The 20,102-nt window shown below is 61.5% G+C and carries 14 protein-coding genes; 10 read left to right on the forward strand and 4 right to left on the reverse strand.

Annotated features, from left to right (window positions below; all coding sequences use genetic code 11):
• Nucleotides 1-212: 212 nt before the first annotated feature.
• Together VSP_RS05925 and VSP_RS05935 are read right to left on the reverse strand one after the other, a co-directional pair.
• The gene (locus VSP_RS05925; protein WP_009959390.1) at nt 213-1,334 is read right to left on the reverse strand and encodes an acyltransferase family protein; all 1,122 of its coding nucleotides are present in this window, start codon (nt 1,332-1,334) and stop codon (nt 213-215) included.
• A 155-nt stretch (nt 1,335-1,489) separates the two neighbouring features.
• Complete coding sequence (locus tag VSP_RS05935) at nt 1,490-1,807, reverse strand: hypothetical protein (RefSeq protein WP_009959392.1); 318 nt, start codon at nt 1,805-1,807, stop codon at nt 1,490-1,492.
• Nucleotides 1,808-2,241: 434 nt separating this feature from the next.
• Here VSP_RS05935 and VSP_RS05940 point away from each other — a divergent pair, with 434 nt between their 5' ends.
• Nucleotides 2,242-3,390 (forward strand): IS4-like element ISVsp14 family transposase, encoded by a 1,149-nt coding sequence (locus VSP_RS05940; protein ID WP_009959393.1) that lies wholly within the window; start codon nt 2,242-2,244, stop codon nt 3,388-3,390.
• Between the two features lie 365 nt (nt 3,391-3,755).
• Here the strand turns inward: VSP_RS05940 and VSP_RS05950 are convergent, their stop codons facing one another.
• Nucleotides 3,756-4,361: a superoxide dismutase gene (locus VSP_RS05950; RefSeq protein ID WP_009959396.1), complete on the reverse strand. Its 606-nt coding sequence runs from the start codon at nt 4,359-4,361 to the stop codon at nt 3,756-3,758.
• A 233-nt stretch (nt 4,362-4,594) separates the two neighbouring features.
• Between VSP_RS05950 and VSP_RS05955 the strand changes: the two genes are divergently transcribed.
• The 5 genes from VSP_RS05955 (at nt 4,595) to VSP_RS43820 (ending at nt 10,628) form a co-directional block, all read left to right on the forward strand.
• Complete coding sequence (locus tag VSP_RS05955; protein WP_009959397.1) at nt 4,595-5,680, forward strand: permease; 1,086 nt, start codon at nt 4,595-4,597, stop codon at nt 5,678-5,680.
• Nucleotides 5,677-7,071, forward strand: coding sequence for a TIGR03943 family putative permease subunit (locus VSP_RS38960; RefSeq protein WP_009959398.1), 1,395 nt, complete (start codon nt 5,677-5,679; stop codon nt 7,069-7,071). Before VSP_RS05955 ends, VSP_RS38960 begins: the two co-directional genes overlap by 4 nt.
• 186 nt (nt 7,072-7,257) lie before the next feature.
• The gene (locus tag VSP_RS05965; RefSeq protein ID WP_009959399.1) at nt 7,258-8,574 is read left to right on the forward strand and encodes a hemolysin family protein; all 1,317 of its coding nucleotides are present in this window, start codon (nt 7,258-7,260) and stop codon (nt 8,572-8,574) included.
• 907 nt (nt 8,575-9,481) lie between these two features.
• Nucleotides 9,482-10,171: a reverse transcriptase domain-containing protein gene (locus VSP_RS42920; protein ID WP_198141325.1), complete on the forward strand. Its 690-nt coding sequence runs from the start codon at nt 9,482-9,484 to the stop codon at nt 10,169-10,171.
• Nucleotides 10,172-10,328: 157 nt separating this feature from the next.
• On the forward strand, nt 10,329-10,628 hold the full coding sequence (locus VSP_RS43820) for a group II intron maturase-specific domain-containing protein (protein WP_343123276.1): 300 nt from the start codon (nt 10,329-10,331) through the stop codon (nt 10,626-10,628).
• Nucleotides 10,629-10,977: 349 nt separating this feature from the next.
• Here VSP_RS43820 and VSP_RS05975 read toward each other — a convergent pair whose 3' ends face one another.
• Nucleotides 10,978-11,364 carry a hypothetical protein gene (locus tag VSP_RS05975; protein ID WP_009959402.1) on the reverse strand — a complete coding sequence of 129 codons (387 nt, stop codon included), beginning with the start codon at nt 11,362-11,364 and terminating at the stop codon, nt 10,978-10,980.
• 677 nt (nt 11,365-12,041) lie between these two features.
• Between VSP_RS05975 and VSP_RS05980 the strand changes: the two genes are divergently transcribed.
• Genes VSP_RS05980 through vccC form a run of 4 tightly spaced genes read left to right on the forward strand, consistent with a single transcriptional unit; the run spans nt 12,042 to nt 20,097 of the window.
• On the forward strand, nt 12,042-14,492 hold the full coding sequence (locus VSP_RS05980; RefSeq protein WP_157210758.1) for an autotransporter outer membrane beta-barrel domain-containing protein: 2,451 nt from the start codon (nt 12,042-12,044) through the stop codon (nt 14,490-14,492).
• A 39-nt stretch (nt 14,493-14,531) separates the two neighbouring features.
• On the forward strand, nt 14,532-18,464 hold the full coding sequence (vccA, locus tag VSP_RS05985) for a Verru_Chthon cassette protein A (protein WP_009959405.1): 3,933 nt from the start codon (nt 14,532-14,534) through the stop codon (nt 18,462-18,464).
• The gene (vccB, locus tag VSP_RS05990) at nt 18,461-19,018 is read left to right on the forward strand and encodes a Verru_Chthon cassette protein B (RefSeq protein ID WP_009959406.1); all 558 of its coding nucleotides are present in this window, start codon (nt 18,461-18,463) and stop codon (nt 19,016-19,018) included. Before vccA ends, vccB begins: the two co-directional genes overlap by 4 nt.
• The gene (gene vccC / locus VSP_RS05995; protein ID WP_009959407.1) at nt 19,015-20,097 is read left to right on the forward strand and encodes a Verru_Chthon cassette protein C; all 1,083 of its coding nucleotides are present in this window, start codon (nt 19,015-19,017) and stop codon (nt 20,095-20,097) included. Before vccB ends, vccC begins: the two co-directional genes overlap by 4 nt.
• Nucleotides 20,098-20,102 lie beyond the last annotated feature (5 nt).

The raw sequence follows: 20,102 nt of genomic DNA on the forward strand, positions 1-20,102 counted from the left end.
GCTACCGCCCTCAGTCAGTCGACCCGGAAAGTGCAGATTAGGGTATTAAACTCTGCGTAAATGAACAGTCAGAGGGGAGCGCGGACTCTAGCACCCCGCGACTCAGGAATGAAAGACAAATATGGCTGCTTTGCGCTCAAGATTGTGTCGCTTCCGCCACAGAACGAATGTCATGGGGACTAGGATCATCTTATCAGGAACGAAAGATCTTGCTAGGAAGCCCTGACGTAGGCCTCTCCACGATATTGGAACCGATGGGAAAAGCGAAGCAGGGGTTGCTCCAGCCACCGGAAGGAGAGGGCTGCCAGCGCCAGCGTGGCCACCAATGCGAGCGAGGTCACCCAAGCATCACTGAGGCTGACTAATTGTGGATTTCGACCCAAGATGAACCCATGGAGGAGTCCATTGACTGGTTGATGCAAAAGGTAGATGGCATATGACCGTACTCCAAACCAAACCAAGATTGGGTGGGCCAAGGCCCGTCCATGTGGAGAGTTTTGTCGGAGGAGAGTGAGCAAAATTCCCAGGCCATAGCCTAGGGCGAGTAGAAAGTGAGGTTGTGTGGTGAACCCGCCCCGGATCTTGATGAAGCAGCCTACTGCAAGGAGGGAGACCCACATGGCGGCTAGCAACCCAAAGTGCCTCGCAGCGACGGTCAGAAATTTTTGGTGCTGAAAACCAATCGCAAGGAGGGAGCCCATGAGTAGCGAGTCAAGGCGCCATGGAGTGTTCACGAATGCGTGAAAACCGGGACTGAGCCATCGAAGCGCAGGGGCGAACACGATCCCTGCCACCACAAGCGAGATGAATATTCGGCGCGGAAGGAGCACTGCCGCAAATGGCGCCAGGAGGTAAAACTGCTCTTCCACCGCTAGTGACCATGTAACGGCGATCCAATGGGGCCCCCAGCCCCCCTTGATTCCCATAAAGATGTTCTGGGTAAAGGTGGCGTACGCGCCCAAGGGAAGGGGGTTCTCAAAGAGTAAGCTAAAGCGAGGATCCTTAGGGAGCGGGGTGAGCGTGACGACCCCGACGAAGCTAGCAAATAGCAAATAATACAACGGGAGAATCCGGAATGCCCGCCGGATGTAAAAGGTGGCAAAAACGTTGGGCGAGTTTTTGGCCAAGAGAAGGATGTTTGTGATAAGAAATCCAGAGAGAACAAAAAATAGGTCTACGCCGCTCCAAGTGAACCCCAAGACCTTGGAGGCTACGCGAGCGAGTCGGTCAGAATCGGGTATCACTGAGCAACTGACGTAGTGCCAGACCAGCACCATGAGAATGGCGATGCCCCGGATCCCATCCAACTGTGGGATGCGCCGCAAATCAGGCATGAAAGAACTGAGCTGTGGGGAAGAGTTCACCGGTCAGGACTGGTCTGAGATCGGTGAAGCCATGCTGTGGAGTTCGTATTCTGACAAGGAGCAATGATCTAAAAATCGCCCTGCCGACGGTGATCAAAAACGGAAATGCTGGATGGCCCAGAATTTCACGGCCGCACGACGACGCGGCCATTGATATAGTCCAGACAGCGCTCCCGCAGCCCATGCTGGGAGGTCTTGGGGAAGTGCACGGTGATCCGCCCCATGCGGTAGCGCCGGTAGTCTGGCACCACCTCATCTGGGAGCCACAGGACCTGACACCAGGCGCGGCCTCGCATGGGGCCGCTGGCACACCGCACGTACTCGAAGGTCATCACCCGCTTGGGATGATGGGGCGCTTGCTCCGCATGGACGCGGGCAAGGTGCTCGCTGAAAGCTTCAGTGTAGATGACGCCGCAAGGCAGTCTGGCTAACGTGCAGGGCATTGGTCGCTGGGCTTATAGCACGATGGAGACCAGGGCGCGAGTGCTTTGGCGGGAGGAAATGCTGGGCCCGGAGCAGTGCGTCAGTGGGCTGTGCGTCAGTGGGCAAGGTGTTGGGAGTGAATTTGTACGGAGTGCAGGCTTCAGCCCAATGCCATCAGGGAAAAGCTGGTGAGGTCGATGATTTGCCTTTGGCGAACGAGCTGAGGGCTGAAAGCCCGGCATGATAGCAGCCTTGGGCAACGCCCAAGGTAGGCGCTCGTTTTAGATCTTGAGGGCTGTAGGCCCGACGTCATTCAGGGATGCTCGTCATAGGCAGACTTGATGACACCGGGCCTACAGCCCTCATGGGTAGTTTGGCCATCTATCCCTGGGGCGCTGCCCCATAAGCGCTAACTTAACATAGACATGGTAGGATTTTTTGGCTAGCGTGCGGCATGCCCTCCTTGCCCGATGAGAACTGGGATTACCTTTTGAGTCTGCTTCCGGAGAATTGGGAGTCATTGGCCAAGACGACCGGGGCCGTCCAGCGCCTGCGTGGCGCGGAGTCTTTGAGCAGTCTGTTGCGTGTTTTACTGCTGCATGCAGGTCACGGCTGTTCTTTGCGCACTGCTTCTGTGGTAGGCAAGGCAGCAGGCTGGATCAGCATGTCTGATGTGGCCCTGCACAAGAGGTTTGCTCTGTGCGAGGGGTGGCTGCAGCAGCTTTGCGCAGGGCTTTTTGCCCAAAGTCGGTTGCAACTGCCGGCGGCTTACCGCGGCTTGAAGCTGCGCTTGGTGGATGGCACGACCATCAAGGAGCCCGGCGCCACGGGCAGTCAATGGCGCATCCACTACAGCTTGCGAGTGCCTGATTGGCATTGTGACTTTTTCCGTCTCAATCCAGTCAGGGGCTCTGGCAATGGCGAATCGCTCAAGCATTTTGAAGTTGCCCCTGGAGACTGCTTCTTGGCAGACCGCGGCTTTAGCCACCTGTTGGGGATCGAGCATGTCTATCGGGGCGGGGCGCATGTGATCATGCGGCTTAACGAACAAAACACCCCATTGGAAGATGAGCAGGGACGTCCAGTTGTCCTGCTGCCCTGGCTCCGCAAGCTCAAGCAGCCGGGAGCGGCGGCGGGCCTGGATCTTTGGGTGCGCCCACGTAAGGAGGACTCCTTGGAAAAGCGTGTGCCAGTGCGTCTGTGCGCCGTGCGCAAAAGCGTGGAAGCTGCCGCTTTGGCACAACGCAAAGTGCAGCGACGCGCTCAACAAGATCAGACCAAACTGCGCGCAGCCACCTTGGAGCACACGGCTTGGATCGTGGTGCTGACCACCGTGCCAAGGGACACGCTGAGCGATGTAGAGGTGCTTCAATGGTATCGGGTGCGCTGGCAAATTGAACTGGCTTTCAAGAGGCTCAAATCACTGGGAGATGTCGGACACCTGCCCAAAAGTGATGAGCGATCCAGTCGAGCGTGGGTCTACGCCAAACTGCTCATTGCTTTACTCAGTGAAAAGATGCAGCGCCACGCGGCGGCCCTTTCCCCCTGGGGAGGACGTTGGCTGGAGAATGAAACGCCCCCGCAGCCACTGGCGGGAGACTGAGTGGCTCATTGAGTTGATCCAGGCGGCTACTTGGCCGCCGCTGCGAATCGCTGACTGTCTGAGTTCCTGGAATCAGATCGCTCAAGACTCGCCGAACGAAAGCGAAAAAGAATGCCGCGTGTTCAAAGCCTCTTAAGTTAGCGCTTATGGGGCGCTGCCCCAGGCTGGTATGACTCCGGACCGTTGGTCCTCAGTTTCATCATGCAACGGCGTTGATCGCGTTGCCCAACCTTTTCCCTGATGGCATTGGGCTTCAGCCTGCGGATGCTGGTGATTGGTGCTTGGTTCTGGGGGTGGGGAAACGAAAATGGCCGTCGGGGTGCGACGGCCATTTGAGAGGGAGGGCAGAGATTTGGGCGCGGCGATTAAGCGGCGAAGCGCTCTGCGACGGCATCCCAGTTCACCACATTCCACCAGGCGGCGATGTAGTCAGGGCGCTTGTTCTGGTACTTCAGGTAGTAGGCGTGCTCCCAGACGTCGATGCCGAGCAGCGGGGTGCCGGAGCCGTCCATGAGGGGGTTGTCCTGGTTAGGGGTGGAGGTGATGGCGACTTTGCCGTCTTTCTTCACCAGCCAGGCCCAGCCGGAGCCGAAGCGGCCCACGCCAGCCTTGGCGAAGGCTTCCTTGAAGGCGTCGAAGCTGCCAAAGGCGGCGTCAATGGCGGCGGCGAGTTCACCCTTGGGCGCGCCACCGGCGTTCGGGGCCATGATGTTCCAGAAGAAGGTGTGGTTCCAGTGGCCGCCACCGTTGTTGCGCACGGCGGTGCGGATGCCTTCGGGCACGCTGTTGATGTTCTTGTTCAGTTCGTCGATGCTGAGGGCCTCGAGCTGTGCGTTGCCAGCGATGGCGTTGTTCAGGTTCGTCACATAGGCGTTGTGGTGACGGCCGTGGTGGATTTCCATCGTCTGGGCGTCGATGTGAGGCTCGAGGGCGGCTTTGTCGTAAGGAAGAGGAGGCAGGGTATGGGCCATGGTGTGGTTCCGTTCAGTGTTTTAGGTTTGAACTCGGGAAAAGTGCTAGCAGGGATACGCCACGCGGCAAGGGAAGGTTTGGGGATTGGTGCGGTGACAGGGGAAATACGAAGAGCATCGCGGAGCAGTTGTCCAATGGACCTGTGAAAAGTGGTCATGTGTGTGTTTCCCCGTTTGAACCGGATGTCTTCGGACGTTAGTAGGGGCTTCATTCACATTTCGTACACCTTTGCATGACCCTGCCTGAACCGAGCGCGACCGGTGATATTCTGAAGGCCTTCTTGAGCATTCTCTTTGAGGGGGCTCCCTACATCCTGGTCGGCACTTTGCTGTCGGGGTTTATTGATGCCTTCCTCCCTGCGAAGCTCCTGGAGCGTGTGCTCCCGAAGAATCGTGTCCTCTCCACCTTTGCGGCGGGCTTTCTGGGGCTGGTGTTCCCAGTGTGTGAGTGTGCGGTGGTCCCGGTGGTGCGAAGGCTGGTGCAGAAGGGGTTGCCGATCTCCTGCGGCATCACCTACCTGTTGAGTGCCCCTATCATCAACCCCATCGTCATCGCGAGTACGCTCACGGCCTTCAAGGAGTTCCAGAAGATAGACGGGGTGTTTGGCATCGGGAATGCAACCATGACGCTGTCCCGCATCACCCTGGGCTACGCGGTGGCCGTCATTGTGGGGCTGGTGCTGATCCGGAAGAAGCCGGCGGATGTGCTCACAGACGCAGTGGTCCGGGGCATTGGCAAGGGGGCGGCGGCCAATGGCGCGCCCCAGACCTTCGATGCGAAACTGACGCATGCCATGCGCACGGCCATGCGGGACTTCCTGGACACGGCGATGTACTTCACCATCGGGGTGATCATCACCGCCGCCTTCAACACGCAGGTGGACCAGAGCAAGATCACGGCGGTGGCGGGGAATGAGCTCTTTGCAGTGCCCTCGCTCATGGGCCTGGCTTTTGCCCTGGCGCTGTGCAGCACGTCGGACGCGTTTATCGCCGCGCCCATGGACAGCTTCTCCAATGCGGCCAAGCTGGCGTTCCTGGTCTTCGGCCCCATGTTGGATGTGAAGCTGGTCTTCATGTACTCCTCGGTTTTCCGCCGGAAGTTCCTGGTCGGGCTGTGTGCGGCCATCTTCCTGCTCGTGGCTCTGCTTTGCGAGCCGTGGGCGAAGTGGGTGGGCAAGCTTTCCAACAAGCCGGTGCCCACTGCTGTCTCAAGTATGGGTGCAGGTGGGCCCGCGGGTGCTCCTGCTGCGGCCCCGGCCTCACCTCCAGCACCCGCGTCCGCCGTATCTCCCTCATCTTCAACTGAAGCCAAACCATGACGAAACGCACTGCCATTCATGTGACCAGCGTTCTGCTCCTGATGTTGTGGGGCGCAGTAATGCTCTACTTCTATACCAGCGGCCGACTGGTGAACTACCTGCCTGCAGACGGGATTTTCCGGCCCATGGTCTTGGTGGCCGGTATCGGTCTCATGATCCTGGCGCTGTTCAATCTGGTTACGACCACGGCGAAGGAAGCGGATTGCTGCTCGGATGACGCAGACGCAGGCGGATGTTGTGGTCACGACCACGACCACGACCATGACCATGATCATGATCACGATCACGGACACAAGCATGATCACGCCCATGGCCACCAGCATGGGCATGTGCACGGGCCCGGGTGCAGCCATGAGCATGGGCATGGGCACAGTCATGGTCTTGAGGCTGCCTATGAAAAAGCTGCGGCACCTGTGCAATCGCAGGTGCATGTGCATGGTCTTGGCTGCGGCCATGGGCATCACGAGAATGAGGTGGCGCATGGGCGCACTCATGCTCATTCCCATGAACCAGGGGTGAAGCAAGGGTGCTGCGGTCATGACCATCACGACCATGGACACAGTCATGGCCATGATCATCATCACGACCATACGCATGATCATGACCACGACCATACGCATGCCCATGGCATTCTGGAGGAAAGCGGTGTGGTCGGCCGGTTGGTCGCCATTTTCCTGTTGGCGGTCCCGGTGAGCTACGCGGCGATCAACACGCCGGACCAGTTCAGCTCCCGGGCGGTGGTTAACAAGGGATTGTACAACCAGAACTATGGTCAGGGCGGGCTGGCCGACCAGTTCTCACTGAAAAAAGAGGCGGGTAATCGTGGGACGGGGAGTCCGACGATGGCAGGGACCTCTTCTGCGGACTCGCCTCCCGGCCCCCAGGCGGCCGCTGGACAGCCGGGGGATGTGATGCCGCCCGTGAATCCGCAGGAGCTGGACCGGCAGGCCAAGAGTGCCGGTGCCGAGGCCAAAAACTACGGCCACTTCACCCTGGCGGATCTGGAGGCCCAAGTGCCGCGCAGCAAGGAGGGCAACTTCATGCTGGAGGTGCCGGAGATCTTCTACACCGCTGGCGACAAGGAGGTGCAGTCCGTGCTCAACGGCCAGTCTGTGGAAACGATCGCGCAGGTGATGCCGGAGAAGGTGAACAATGATGCGGGGACCCGGGTGCGCATTTTCCGCCTGCAGGTGCAGTGTTGCGCGGCTGACGCCCGGCCATACTCGATCCCAGTGGAGTTCGGGAAGGCCCCGCCCGCCTTCAAAGACATGGGCTGGGTGAAGGTGATCGGAAAGGTCACCTACCGGCAGGAGGGAAATCAGACGGTGCCCATGGTGGAGGCGGTGAGCATGGTGGAGACGGCCGAGCCGGACTCCAAGATGATCTATTGAGATTGATTTGATCTGAAAAGGGAGCAGCCGGGGCGGTGAGGCGCGATCTGAAGGAGTCAGATCCCGCCTGGTTCTGGTAAAATGGATGTCAGCGCCCTAACGGGGCTGGCCATGGAATGAGAGGTGCTCTGTGGGAGGACGGCAGTGGCCGTGTGGAGGTACATGGAGCACGATATTTACTAATGCATGAGTGTAATCCTGTTTGAAATCGCGATCATCTTTGTCCTGGTGGTTGCCAACGGAGTGTTTGCCATGGCGGAGATCGCCCTGGTCTCCTCCAAGCGGAATCGTCTGCGCTCGCTGGCAGAGGCTGGCCACGCCCGTGCCGGGGTGGCCCTGGAGCTGGCGGAGAATCCGAGCCGGTTCCTGGCCACGGTGCAGATTGGCATCACGCTGGTGGGGATCCTGACCGGGGTCTATGGAGGGGCCACGTTGTCAGAGCATCTTGTGGTGGTGTTGAGAGAGGTTCCAGGGTTGCAGCACTATGCGCAGCCGGTCAGCTTTGTGCTGGTGGTGGTGGCCATCACCTACCTTTCGCTCGTGGTGGGGGAGCTTATTCCCAAGCGGCTGGGGCTGAACCATCCCGAGGGGTATGCGGTGATGCTGGCGCGGCCAATGAGGCGGCTGTCCCGTATTACGGGACCAGCGGTGGATTTCCTGAGCGCTTCTACGGACGGTATGCTGCGTCTCTTTGGCATCAAGATCACGGAGGAGCAGACCATCTCTGATGAGGAGGTGAAGTCCCTCATGCGGGAGGGGATGCGGGCGGGGGTCTTCGTGCCCACGGAGTCCAGCATGGTGGAGAACGTTCTCGAACTCGACCACCTGCAGGCGCGGGAACTGATGACGCCGCGCGCGAAGATCATCTGGGTAAATGCGGATGAGCCCCATGATCTGCTCTGGCACAAGATTGTGGTGAGCGGGCACTCGTACTTCCCAGTGTATGAAGGGCGGCGGGATCATGTGGTGGGAGTGGTGTCCGTGAAGGCTATTTATGCGAACCTGGCGGCCGGCGTGCCGGTGCGGGTGCGGGATGTCATGACGCCCATGCTGATGACGCCGGACACCACGCCGGCGTCCAAGCTGCTGGACACCTTCAAGACGTCCGGCAAGCACCTCGCGCTGGTGGTGGATGAGTTCGGCAGCGTCATCGGGCTGGTCACGGTGCATGACATCATGGAGGCCATTGTGGGCGATTTCCCCTCCCAGGACGTACGGCTTAAGCCTCGCGCCCTGCGCCGGGACGATGGCTCCTGGCTCATCGATGCGATGATGGACTGTGAGACGTTCGAGGAAAGTGTACAGGGCTTCACCCTGCCTCCGGCGGCGGAGCGTGACTATCAGACCTTTGCAGGGTACCTCATGCGCCGCATGGGTGGCGTGCCCCAGGAGGCGGACTGGTTCGAGGAACAGGGCTACCGTGTGGAGGTCATCGACATGGACGGCCACCGGGTGGACAAGGTGCTCTTGATGCCGGTGAGGGGCGAGGGAGGGGGAAGTTGAGATGTGCCGCAAGCGGCACGTTGAGGCGCTGTGCTGGTTGAGACGCTGTGCTGGTTGAGACGCTGCGCTGGTTGAGACGCTGCGCTGGTTGATGCGCTGCGCTGGTTGAGGTGCGTTGCTGGGTTGGGGCGATGGTGGTGGGAGGATAGTTTCCTGAGCCGCCTAAAGGCGAATGCCATCAGGGAAAAATTGGATGGAGCGATCAACACCGTAGCATGATGAAACTGAGGGCCAAGGGCCCGGGGTCGTGCGCTGTGAAGTTGTTACAACCCTCCGGAGTGGAAGACTTCGGCCAGATGGTGCCGATGACCGTCTGAGAACTCAACATAACTGCGTCGCCGTGAGGCGGGGTGGGGAGCAATCGAGAGAACCATTCAGACCATAATACAAGTGAACACGATTCGGCCTCAATCCTTCGGCGAGCCTGCGACGTCAGGGCGAAGCCATGCTGTTGCCATGAGCGACGGGATCCACGCACGGCGAGCCTCGGAGGCTGTGTGTGGGAACGACGGGGTGTTTGGTGATGGTATGTCTGGCAAGGGTAGTGCAGTGAACACAGGAGACCTGTCAGGACAGGAGGGCGCAAGCCCTCTGACAGGAGTCAGAGCTGCCATAGTAGCGTTGAACCCGGGTAATTCCGGTGGAGCCAAGGGCGGCAGGAAAGCAGATGCTTCGAAGGAAAGACCGTGTGAAGAAAGCTGCCCGTCAGTTTCGGCAACGGATAAACAAGGGCAAGAGGACCTGTGGATCAAACACAGGGCCAAACACGGGGTCTGGAGTGAGAAGATACTGGAGGCCCTGGCAAACGGGGTCAAAGGAAAGGTGTGGTTCAGCCTCATGGACAAGGTCCATGGGGAGCGAACCCTCCGGATGGCCTGGGAGCAGGTGCAGTCCAACGCAGGGGCCTGTGGTCCCGCCTTGCGGGAGCATCAGTGTGGGACACTTCGCCAAAGACAGCCAGAAGCGGCTGCTCGCCGTGAAGGAGCACCTCCAAGAAGGTTCCTACGTTCCCAGTGCTGTTAAACGGGTGTGGATCCCCAAAGCTGGAGGCGATGGCAAGCGGCCGCTGGGCATTCCCACGGTGCGCGACCGCGTGGTGCAGACAGCGCTCAAGATGGTGATTGAACCAATCTTTGAGCATGAGTTTGCGCCGCACAGTTATGGGTTCCGACCTGGACGTGGTTGTAAAGACGCGTTGCGTCGCGTGGATGGACTGCTCAAGGGCGGTTTGGTCCATGTGGTGGACGTGGACATTAAAGGGTACTTCGACAGCATCCCGCACGGGCGGCTGCTGGCGCTGGTCAAGGAGCGCATCTGCGATGGGAAGGTGCTTGGCCTGGTGGAGTCGATGCTCAAGCAGGGAGTGATGGAACAGATGGGAGAGGTGGAAGGGACCGAGGGGGATGCAGGCACGCCGCAAGGCGGGGTCATCAGTCCGCTTCTGGCCAACATCTACCTCAACCCGCTGGACTGGCTCATGAGTCAGAAAGGGCTGGAAATGGTGCGATACGCTGATGACATGGTCATCCTGTGTGAGAGCGCCACGAAGGTCCAGGAGGCCTATGAGATCCTGCGTGAGTGGTGTCACCGGGCTTGAGCTGCATCCTCAGAAAACAAAGATCGTGGACATGGGGCAACCCAAGGCGAGCTTTGAGTTCCTTGGCTACAGGTTCTTTCGCAGCGAGCACGACGGGAAGATCAAACGGTACATCCGGCCCCGGAGTGTGAAGAAGGTCAAAAGGCAGATCAAGCCAATGACCAAGCGAGCCAACGGAAAGAGCCTCAACGCCATCATTGCTCGGGTGAACCCTGTGATGAGAGGTGTATACGGTTATTTTGCGCAGGCCGAAGAGGCTTCACTTGAGGCGCTGGATGGCTGGATGAGAGGCCGGTTGCGAAGCATTTTGCGACATAGATGCAATCGACCAGGTCGAGCCCGCGGGAAAGATCACCAGAGATGGCCCAACCACTACTTTGAAGAACTTGGGCTCTACAGCCTGAAGAGAGCCCAAGAAGAAGCTTACGCCAGTCTCCGTAGAGGAGCCAACTGCTGACGGAAAGCCGGATGCGGGAGATCCGCCAGTCCGGTTTGGAGGGAGGGGCGGCGCAAACCAATGCGTCGTTCCTACCCCTATATACCAGACGCCATGATGGTGTGGATCAGTGTCTTTCTCGTGGCACCAGGCACGTTGCCTGTTGAGCCCGCCGTCATGGCGTCTGCCATCACTCCGGGCTTTCAGCCCTCAGCTCGTTCGCAAAAGGGAAATCATCGGCCTGGTTACCTTTTCCCTGTTGGCATTGGCCTAAAGGCGGTACTCCAACCCTGCTGCGGATCTTGATCGGGGTTTGGGAGCGGATGGGCGCTGTTCGGGCGCTTTGCCCATAACCCTTAACGTCCACCCCCTAACCCTTTACTCGCTTTGCCGCCTGCTTCTTCGTGGGCGCCTTCTTCGCCGCAACCTTTTTCGCTGGCTGCTGCTTCTTTGCCGTCTTGGTCGTTCCTGCGCCCTTTGCCCCCTCTGCCGTCGCAGCCGCTGCCGCCAGCGCTGCGGCCTTTTTCCGGGCCCGGGCCTTGCGCATGCGTTCGCGATTGTACACCCGGTACTCCTCCGGATGGTTCTCCCGCCACTTTTTCACCGCGGCGCGGTTGCTTTTGATGCCTTCCTCGGTCTTGCGGTGGGTCTGGCGGGCTTCCAGCTTGCGCTCCCGGAACTCCGCGTCCTCGGCATAACGACGCCGCTGGGCGGCGTTGATGGCGGCGCGTTGTTTCTCGGGGTCGGCGTAGGGCATGGCGCAGCATATTGACCGTGAACGGGTCTGCAAGGAAAACGGAAGGCGGTTCCTGGTGTCTGGTGCCTGGTGTTTGAAGTTTGAAGTTTGAAGTTTGCCCGGCCAGCGCCCATCCCGCACCTCCCGAAGTCCCCATGGGGCGGGTGTTGTTTCACTAAACCCGCCAAAATTTCACATAAAACTTCAACTTCCTGCTTCTCATTCTGAAAAAATGTGTAGAATGGCGGGGTGTGAATTCGTTCGCACCGCCCAGTAGCACGAATGTATCCGAACTGACAAAGGTTTCTCATAACTGACACACCTTGTTCATTCAGAGAGCGTTCCAGATACCGGGTGATCCCAGCAGAAATCTCGCGGTTTAAAAGCGTAAAACAGCGTCTTCACGAATACCTGAAGGCGCTCCCGGGAAAAGTCCTAGCATGGACTTGGGGCAATGCCTGAAGGGTGAATTTGCCAAAGCCTGGTGGCCAGCCTCCCTGATGGTGAAAATGTGTCGCACCAATGTTGTAAGACACGTGTGTTTGTGTGGAGTAAAAAATCGATGTTTATTCCTCATGGCAAACGGCTTTGGTGGGTGGAAAATCCCTTATAATGAGTGTTTTAGGCGGCTTGATGCGTGTGTCGATACTGTAACAAGCTGTTAGTTCTAAGGTTGAGATTTTAGGTAATTACAAAGCATGCCCCCACGCTTTGTAGTTGTTCTTACCCTCTTGAGCCTGCTGCCTGCATCGCTGTATTCAGACACGATTGTGGCCAAAGGCAGCGGCAACTGGCATGATCCTCTCATCTGGGATCCTGAGTTCAGACCCCTTACGGGCACGAACGGAAGTGACAGTGTTCTGATCGGCACGGATGAGAACGGTGTGGCGCGGATCGTGACCTGGGTGGCCGGGACCAGCGGGGGAGTGGGCAACACCAATTCCACGAATGGGGCGAGCGCTGACTTCGGTGTCGATAACGGCAATACCATCACCGTGGATGGTGGGATCCTCGCCCACACCAAGGGCACGAACTGGGTGCGCATCGGCAACTGGGGTGAAGGCACTCTGGATATCAAGGACGGCAAGGTGTTTTTCCCCGTGGGCGAGGTCCACGTGGGGACGCACGGGACTGCGGCAAATGGGATCATCCGCATCGGTGACGGCACAGGGGCGGCGGGTTCCGCAGTGATGAACTTGTGGGCCACGGCGGATGGCAACTGGAGCGGGCAGACCACCGCGCTGAACCTGGGCAAGCAGCAGAGCGCAACCTTCTATGGCAGCGCGGGATTCATCACCATTGAATCCGATGGCTTGCTGGAAGGTGGCGCTCATACCACGACGTGGGACGACACCAAAAAAGTTTGGAATTACAACCAGAGCGTCACCCGCATCGGCTTCTACCCCTCCGCAGTGGAGAGCGTGTTGTTGATCAAGGCCGGAGGGCGGTTCAACGCCCGTGGCACGGTGGAGATGGGGTCAGCCGGAGCGTTGAACGGGATGACGTCCAAGGGGCTGCTGCATCTGGACGGGGAGGGGGCGCTGATGACGATGGACTTTGGCGAATTGAACATCGGGCGGGATGGCGTGGGACGCATGATCATCGAGAACTCCGCCCAGTTCATCAAGAGTACCAACGCCCTGGACACCACCAGCGGGGTGATTCCGAAGGGATTTGGAAACAACCTTGGCAGGGCCGCCACCGGGGCCGGCACGCTTACCATCCGTACCAATGGCAAGTTCATCCGCGATACGGGCGGGAACGTGGGGGATTTCTACATCGGCGCGAACGGGCAGGGGACCATTTATATTGAAACCGGTGGGGAGTTTATCAACCGCTCCACGAACTGGGACTGGATCGCCGTGGCCGCAGGCAGCGTGGGGAAGGTGTATGTGAGCTCGGGCGGCCTGTACAGCGTGACCACCGGGGCCAACATCGTGGTGGGCCGGGATGCGGCCAATGCCACGCTGGCGGCGGCATCGGGGTTAATTGAAATAGACGGCGGATCCCTGGTCAGTGGCGGGGATGTGCACATCGGGCAGGACGGGAGCGGCACCCTCCGTCTGATCTCCGGCCGGGCGGAGATGAACAAGCTCTCCATGGGCCGCGGTGCGGGCACCAGCCTGGTGGAGGTGCAGAGCGGGGAGATGCTCATCAAGGGGAACCTTTTCGTCGCGGGGGACACGGGCGACTACTCCACGAACACGAGTCTCGGCACGGCCACCTTCAACCAGAGCGGCGGCACCGTCACCGCCACGAACGCCCTCTCCATCGGTTTGGGCACGAACCACACCGGCACCGTAAACCTCACTGGCGGCGAGATGTACCACAAGGTGAGCGACGTCACCGTGGGGGAGAAGGGCACCGGGTACTTCTACGTCGGAGCCAATGCGAAGTTCTATGACGAGGCCACGGCAAGCGATGCCTATCTGTTCGTCGGCCGGTTGAATGGTTCCCAGGGCACCATGATCGTGGACGGCTATGTGGAGAAGCAGAATGCCAGCGTCCGCGTGGGCCATGGCAATGATGCCGCCGGCACGGAGAACAACACCACCGGGCGTGGCTTGCTGGGGGGCTCTGGCACCATCAAGTCCCCCGGCGGCGTGTACATTGGCAGCTATGGCACCCTCACTGGCGGCACCATGACCTCTGTGGGTGCGCTCAGCATCCAGGGGAATCTGAACCTCGTCACCAATACCGGGGCCGCCTCGCAGAGCACGCTCTTTGTGAACTTCGACAGCTCCAGCCCCCTGGGCGCAGACCGCATCATCGTCACCGGTGAGATCTATGTGGACGGTGCCCGCATTGATGGCACCTGGGGCGGCGGCGAGACCGGGCTGGAAAGCCGCTACTGGCTCGTCCTCAGTGATACCGGCCTGGGCCTCTCTGACTTCTTCACGAACATGGTGTGGGACTCCGACCACTACCTGGCCTCTGACTACTCGAACATGGGCGCGGACGGCTTCGTCAACATCGGCGGCATGGACTACGCCATGTTCTACCAGGCGGACTTTGACACCGGCGCCCTCACGGGAGGGAATGACCTCATGCTCTCCGCCATGGGGGCGGTGCCTGAGCCGGGTATTTCCTCGCTCGCCGTCCTGGGTCTCACCTGCCTCCTCATGCGCCGCCGCCGCACCCGCCGGTAATACGCCGCGGAGTCTTTGAAATAACTTTGCCCTTGCCTGATGAAGACCCCCTTCTCACATCCGGATCGCAAACGCCCGCACCCGCCGCGTGGCATTGCCCTCATCATGGTGCTGGTGGCCGTGGCCGTGGTGGCCATGCTCGTGCTCGCCTTCCTGGCGGAGGTGCGCACAGAGCACCGCTCCGCCTCCGCCTACTCGAACATCACGGAGGCGCGCACCCTCTCTGAGCTGCCGGTGAACATGGCCATCGGCCAGATCCGCCGCGCCACAGAGCAGAACGGCCTGGAGAAGACCTGGGCCTCCCAGCCCGGCATGATCCGCGTGTTCGGCACCGAGTCGGATGTGCAGAACCACAGCGTGCGCGCCAAGACTGTGGCGCTGTACAAGCTCTACTCAGACGACGCCATGGTCGTCACCCCGCCCAATGCCACCGGCACCGCCAACGGCATGGCGCTGAATACGGTGAAGTCCGCCATCAACACGGATGTCGGCGATCTCGCCACCTGGCAGACCGTGCCCGGCCTGTATGTGGACATGAATGAGCCCGCCGCCGTCATGGCCCCTGGGGCGGACCGCGTGCAGACCGTCTTCCCCATCAGCGATCCCCGCGCCGTCTTCGCCCGCAACGGCGGGCTGCCCGTGGATGGCTACAAGGTGGATGGCAACGCCGTGCCCGGCACCGTGGCCCCCACAAGTGTGGATGATGTGAGCACCCGCCTGCCCATGCCGGTGAAGTGGATGTATGTGCTGGCAGATGGCCACGTGCTCGTGCCCACGGGCGGGAACAAGGAGGACGGCCTCACCTTTGGCGGCAACGGCGCGGTCGCTCCCACCAGGCAGAACCCCATCGTCGGGCGCGTCGCTTTCTGGACGGATGATGAGAGCACCAAGATCAATGTGAACACCGCCACCGAGGGCTCAGCATGGGATGTGCCCCGCTTCTTCAATGGCACCACGGCCCGGTTTGCCCGCTACCAGCCGGCGCAGAATGAATACTCCCGCTACCCCGGGCATCCTGCGCAGACGGCGCTCAGCCCCGTGTTCCAGGCGTTTGGCCAGCAGCTCGTGGTCAGCCCCGCGCTGAGTGACACGCAGCTCGCCACCGTGCTGCAGCGCTACCACCAGATCAGCCCGCGCGTGCCCTGGGGCGGCAGCTATGGCGGGACGAAGATGCCCTCCGTCGTGCTCGTGCCGGACAAGGACGACCGCCTCTACACCACGCTGGATGAGCTCGTTTTCAACCGGAACCGCGGCATGCAGGATCCCGCGCTCACGCAGCAGGACATGGCCACCGCGCGGTTTTTCCTCACACCCCACAGCCGCGCCCCGGAGCTGAATCTCTTCAACCAGCCGCGTGTCATGCTCTGGCCCATCTCTGCCGAGCCGACTGAGCGCAACGCGAAGGACAAGCTCCTTGCCTTCGTCGGCACCGGCGGTGGCAAGCCGTGGTACTTCACCCGGCTGAAGAACTTCAAGACCGTGGATGATGCCGGCACGGGGCAGAAGATCCGCGGGGATCTGGACCTGGACAGCTCCTCCGTCACCGGTGCCCTGGCGCGGAACCGCCAGCTCTATGAGAACCACCTCGTCCCTCTCACCGGCGGCACCGGCGGCGGCGGGCAGGCGCGGGACATCCCCGGCTTCGGAGGGAACTTTGCGGCCAAGTACACCGTGCCCCGTCGCAACCAGATCCTCACAGAGATGGTGGACTTCATGCGCTGGTCTGTGAACAGCTACAGCACCGGGCTGGCCCCCACCTACACCTACCTGCCGCCGCGCGTGGGCGACCGCCGGGGCGAGTCCTCCGCCGTGCCGCTGGTTCCAGGAAATGATACCAAGGGCTTCGGCCGCTTCAACACCCTCTCAGAGGTCGCCCTCGTCTTCATGGCGACGAACAAGAACCCAGACACGGGCGCGACGACGCGCATGCAGGCCTTCCTGGCGCTGGAGCCGTTCAACCCCACGTCCGGCGCGCCGGGTGCGACGTCGAACATGCGCTACCGCATCACCGGGCTCAATACCCTGGGGGTGAACGGGCGCTCCATGGCCTTCCCCGCCGTGGACACCATCCGCTGCAACACCGCTGCCGGCTATCTGGACTCCGCCGGGGCCACGGCGTTCTCCGGCTTTGCCTCCCAGTTCAAGAAGGCCAATCTCAGCTCCACCGCGGCCGACCAGTTCGCCACCGCCACGCGCCAGATGGCGCGGAACAACGAGGACAACAACTTCCCCTTCTACAGCGGCTTCGTCACCACCGGCACGGCCACGGAGTTCAACTTTGACGGCGGCAGCTTCACCATTGAGATCCTGAGTGGTTTCCCGAAACCCGAGGAGGCCGAGGTCATCCAGACCCTGCACATCACCTTCCCGCCCGCCACGCTCAAGGTGCCCCGCCTGGTGAATGAGGACTTCAACAACCTCACCAAGCGCACCCAGGGTGACGCGAACAGCTTTGTGAAGACGCTCATCCAGGATGGCGACATCACCCGCAGTGTGGAGATCGATGTGAACGGCCCGACCAGAGGGGACCTGCGCATTCTCTCCGCCATGCGGGACGTGCCCGCCACCTGGTACACCCCGCACCCGCGCTATGCGGACAAGGAGGTGGAGCGCCTGCACTTCCTGCGCCAGGGCAACCAGATGGTGTACGGCCAGTTCGGCCCCGGGGACTCTGCGAGCGGTCCGCTGGGCCTCTCCCGCTCGGATCTGCGCGCGGCCACTGTGAACACCGCCGGCACCCTGGTGAAGGGCGTCTGGTATGGGCGCGACTCCATCCCTGCGGTCATGCGCGGGCAGGACGGCGTGTCCAACTCCCTCGGCCGCCCCGGGGACTTCGACAACGGCGCCGGCCGCGTGGAGGACGGCCCCTACATCAACAAGGCGGATGAGAACAACGTGGTGACCAACAGCCAGGCGGAGGACGGTGACCTCGGTTACTTCAGCCGGCACGGTTTCGGCGTGGAGAACGGGCTGAGTTTCAGCCCGAACCGCCAGATCACCTCTGCCGTGGCCTTCGGCTCGCTGTCCTCCGGCATCTATGGCAGCCAGGCCACCCCGTCCCATCCGCACCAGCCCTGGCAGACCCTCCTCTTCTGCCCCAATCCCGCCTCCCGGTCCACCCCCGCGGGTCAGGAGCCAACTGAGCTGGATCACGAGGGCTTCAAGGGCCCGCGGGACCACCTCTGGCTGGACCTCTTCTGGATGCCCGTGGTGGAGCCCTACGCCATCAGCGAGTCCTTTGCCACCGCCGGCAAGGTCAACATGAACACCCAGATGCTGCCCTTCCGCCACATCGAGCGCCACACCGGGCTCCATGCCGTGCTCAAGCCCGTGCAGCTCAGCGCTATTTCACCGAACTCCGTGGGCGGCACCACCCCCAACGGGTACAACAGCGCCGGCGGCACGAACTACAAGGAGGGCGCCATGCACCGCTACGAGCTCTACTATGATGTGAACCGCGCCGAGACGTTGAAGGGCTTCACGAAGCGGTTCGACACCGGCGACATCTTCCGCTCCGCCTCGGAGATCTGCGAGATTTTCCTCGTACCCCAGCGGCGCAGCGGCGTGACCTACAACACGGACGCCGCCCCGCCCCCCACCACCTATGAGGACATGGTGAGCTGGTGGAACGGCGCTCTGAATGCGGCAGATGCCTTTGAGCCCACCGGGGACAACAGCCGCGAGGCCCCGTACAACCAGCTCTACCCGCGCCTCACCACCCGGTCGAACACCTTCACCGTCCACTTCCGCGTGGAGACGCTGCAAAAGGCCCGCAGCACCCGGGTGGACCGCTGGGTGGAGGGGGCAGACCTCCCCACCTCCAGCCACCGCGGCTCCGCCACGCTGGAGCGTTACCTCGATCCCCAGGACCCGGAGCTGGCCGAGCTCACGAACAGCACCCCCAGCCACAGCCAGAGCTGGGACCGCTACTACCGCTTCCGCATCATCGAACGCAAGACCTTTGCCCCATGACCCCCCGCCCCCCTGCCGCCATCGTCACTGCATCCACCCGCCCCGCGCGGGGCTTCTCCCTGCCGGAGGTGGCCCTCGCCATGGGCATCGCCGCCACCGCCCTGCTCACGCTCATCTCCCTGCTGCCCTTTGGCCTGGACACCCTGCGTGACTCCAGCAACAAGCAGGCAGAGGCCCGCATCCTGCAGACCGTGATGGACCGCTACCAGACCGGCGTCTGGCTGGATGAGTCCGCCACCGGCGGCAGCCGCAGCGTGCAGATGCAGGACTGCACCCTCTTCTTCGACCAGACCGGGGCCGAAGTGGCCTCTGCCACCGGGGTGGACTGCAACTACGCCGTGCAGGTGAAGGTGGGCACAGAGCCCTCCCTCCAGGGTGACAACGAGGCCAACCCCTACCTGCGCCAGCTCCGCGTGCGCGTGACGGACCGCCTGAGCAACTACACGCAGTCCCTCGCGGATGGTTCTGGGAAATACCGGGAGCGCAGCGTGTGGATCGCCCTGCTTGAACAAACCGGCCCGCTGACGGGGGCTGCCGCCGTCTCCTCCCTGTGAACGCCCGATTGCAAAAGCCCTCCCCATCGTGTTCCTCCGCCTTCACCCTGGTGGAGGTGCTGGTGTCCGTGTCCGTCCTGGCGGTGATGATGACCATCATGGCGGACCTCATGGTGCGCACGCAGGACACCATCAGCCGTGCCAGCGCCCATGCCACGGAGTTTCAGGAAGCACGCCGCGTGCTGGACGGCATCAGCAGCGCCCTCTCCCAGTCCACCATGGACGCCGTCTGGGCCTACCGCCGCTCCGCGCAGGACGCCTCCTCCCCCACGGGCTATGAGCGCACCTCAGACCACCACTTCATTCTGGGGCCGTCCAGTGAGCTCCTCACCCGCGGTGCGGAGGCCGGGCAGGCCGTCTTCTTCCAGGCCCCGCTGGGCCGTACGGAGGACGCCGACCGCCGCCGCCTGCATGATCTGGTGAACTGCTGCGGCTTCTACATCCAGTATGACACTGACCTGCCCAACCGGCCCGACTTCCTCCAGAAAGGCCCGCCTGCGGTGGTCAACCCGGAGCGCTACCGCTTCCGCCTCATGCAATACGTGCAGCCGGCGGAGGGCAGCATCCTCTACGGTGACACCACCAGGTTCGGCCTGAACAAGCTCACCAGCCGCACCCAGGCCCTGCGCTGGTACCAGCAGGATATAGGAGTTAACTCCCGTCCGCTGGCGGACAACATCCTGGCCCTGGTGCTCACCCCCCATGCCACGCAGACAGACGGCGGCCGCACCACCGTGGTGCCGGACCCCCAGTACCGCTATGACAGCCGCGACTTCCAGTGGAACGGCCTGAACGCCACCAACAAATCCCGCCGCCACCAGCTCCCTGTGATGGTCGGCATCACCCTCCTCGCCGCAGATGAGACCAGCTATGAGGCGCTCGTGCACAAGCTGGGCGAGAAACCCGCCGGGGAGGCCGTGCGCGCCGTGCTGGCGGGCAAGTTCGTCCGGTACGCCCAGCTCAAGGACGACATCGCCGCCGTGCAGCAGGGGCTGAGCGCCCTGCCGCTCCATCACAAGGCGCTCAGCAGCAGCGTCACCCTGCGTGGCTCCAAATGGATCTCTCAAGATGAGCTGTAACCCAC

The sequence above is a fragment of the Verrucomicrobium spinosum DSM 4136 = JCM 18804 genome (genome assembly GCF_000172155.1).
GTDB lineage: Bacteria > Verrucomicrobiota > Verrucomicrobiia > Verrucomicrobiales > Verrucomicrobiaceae > Verrucomicrobium > Verrucomicrobium spinosum.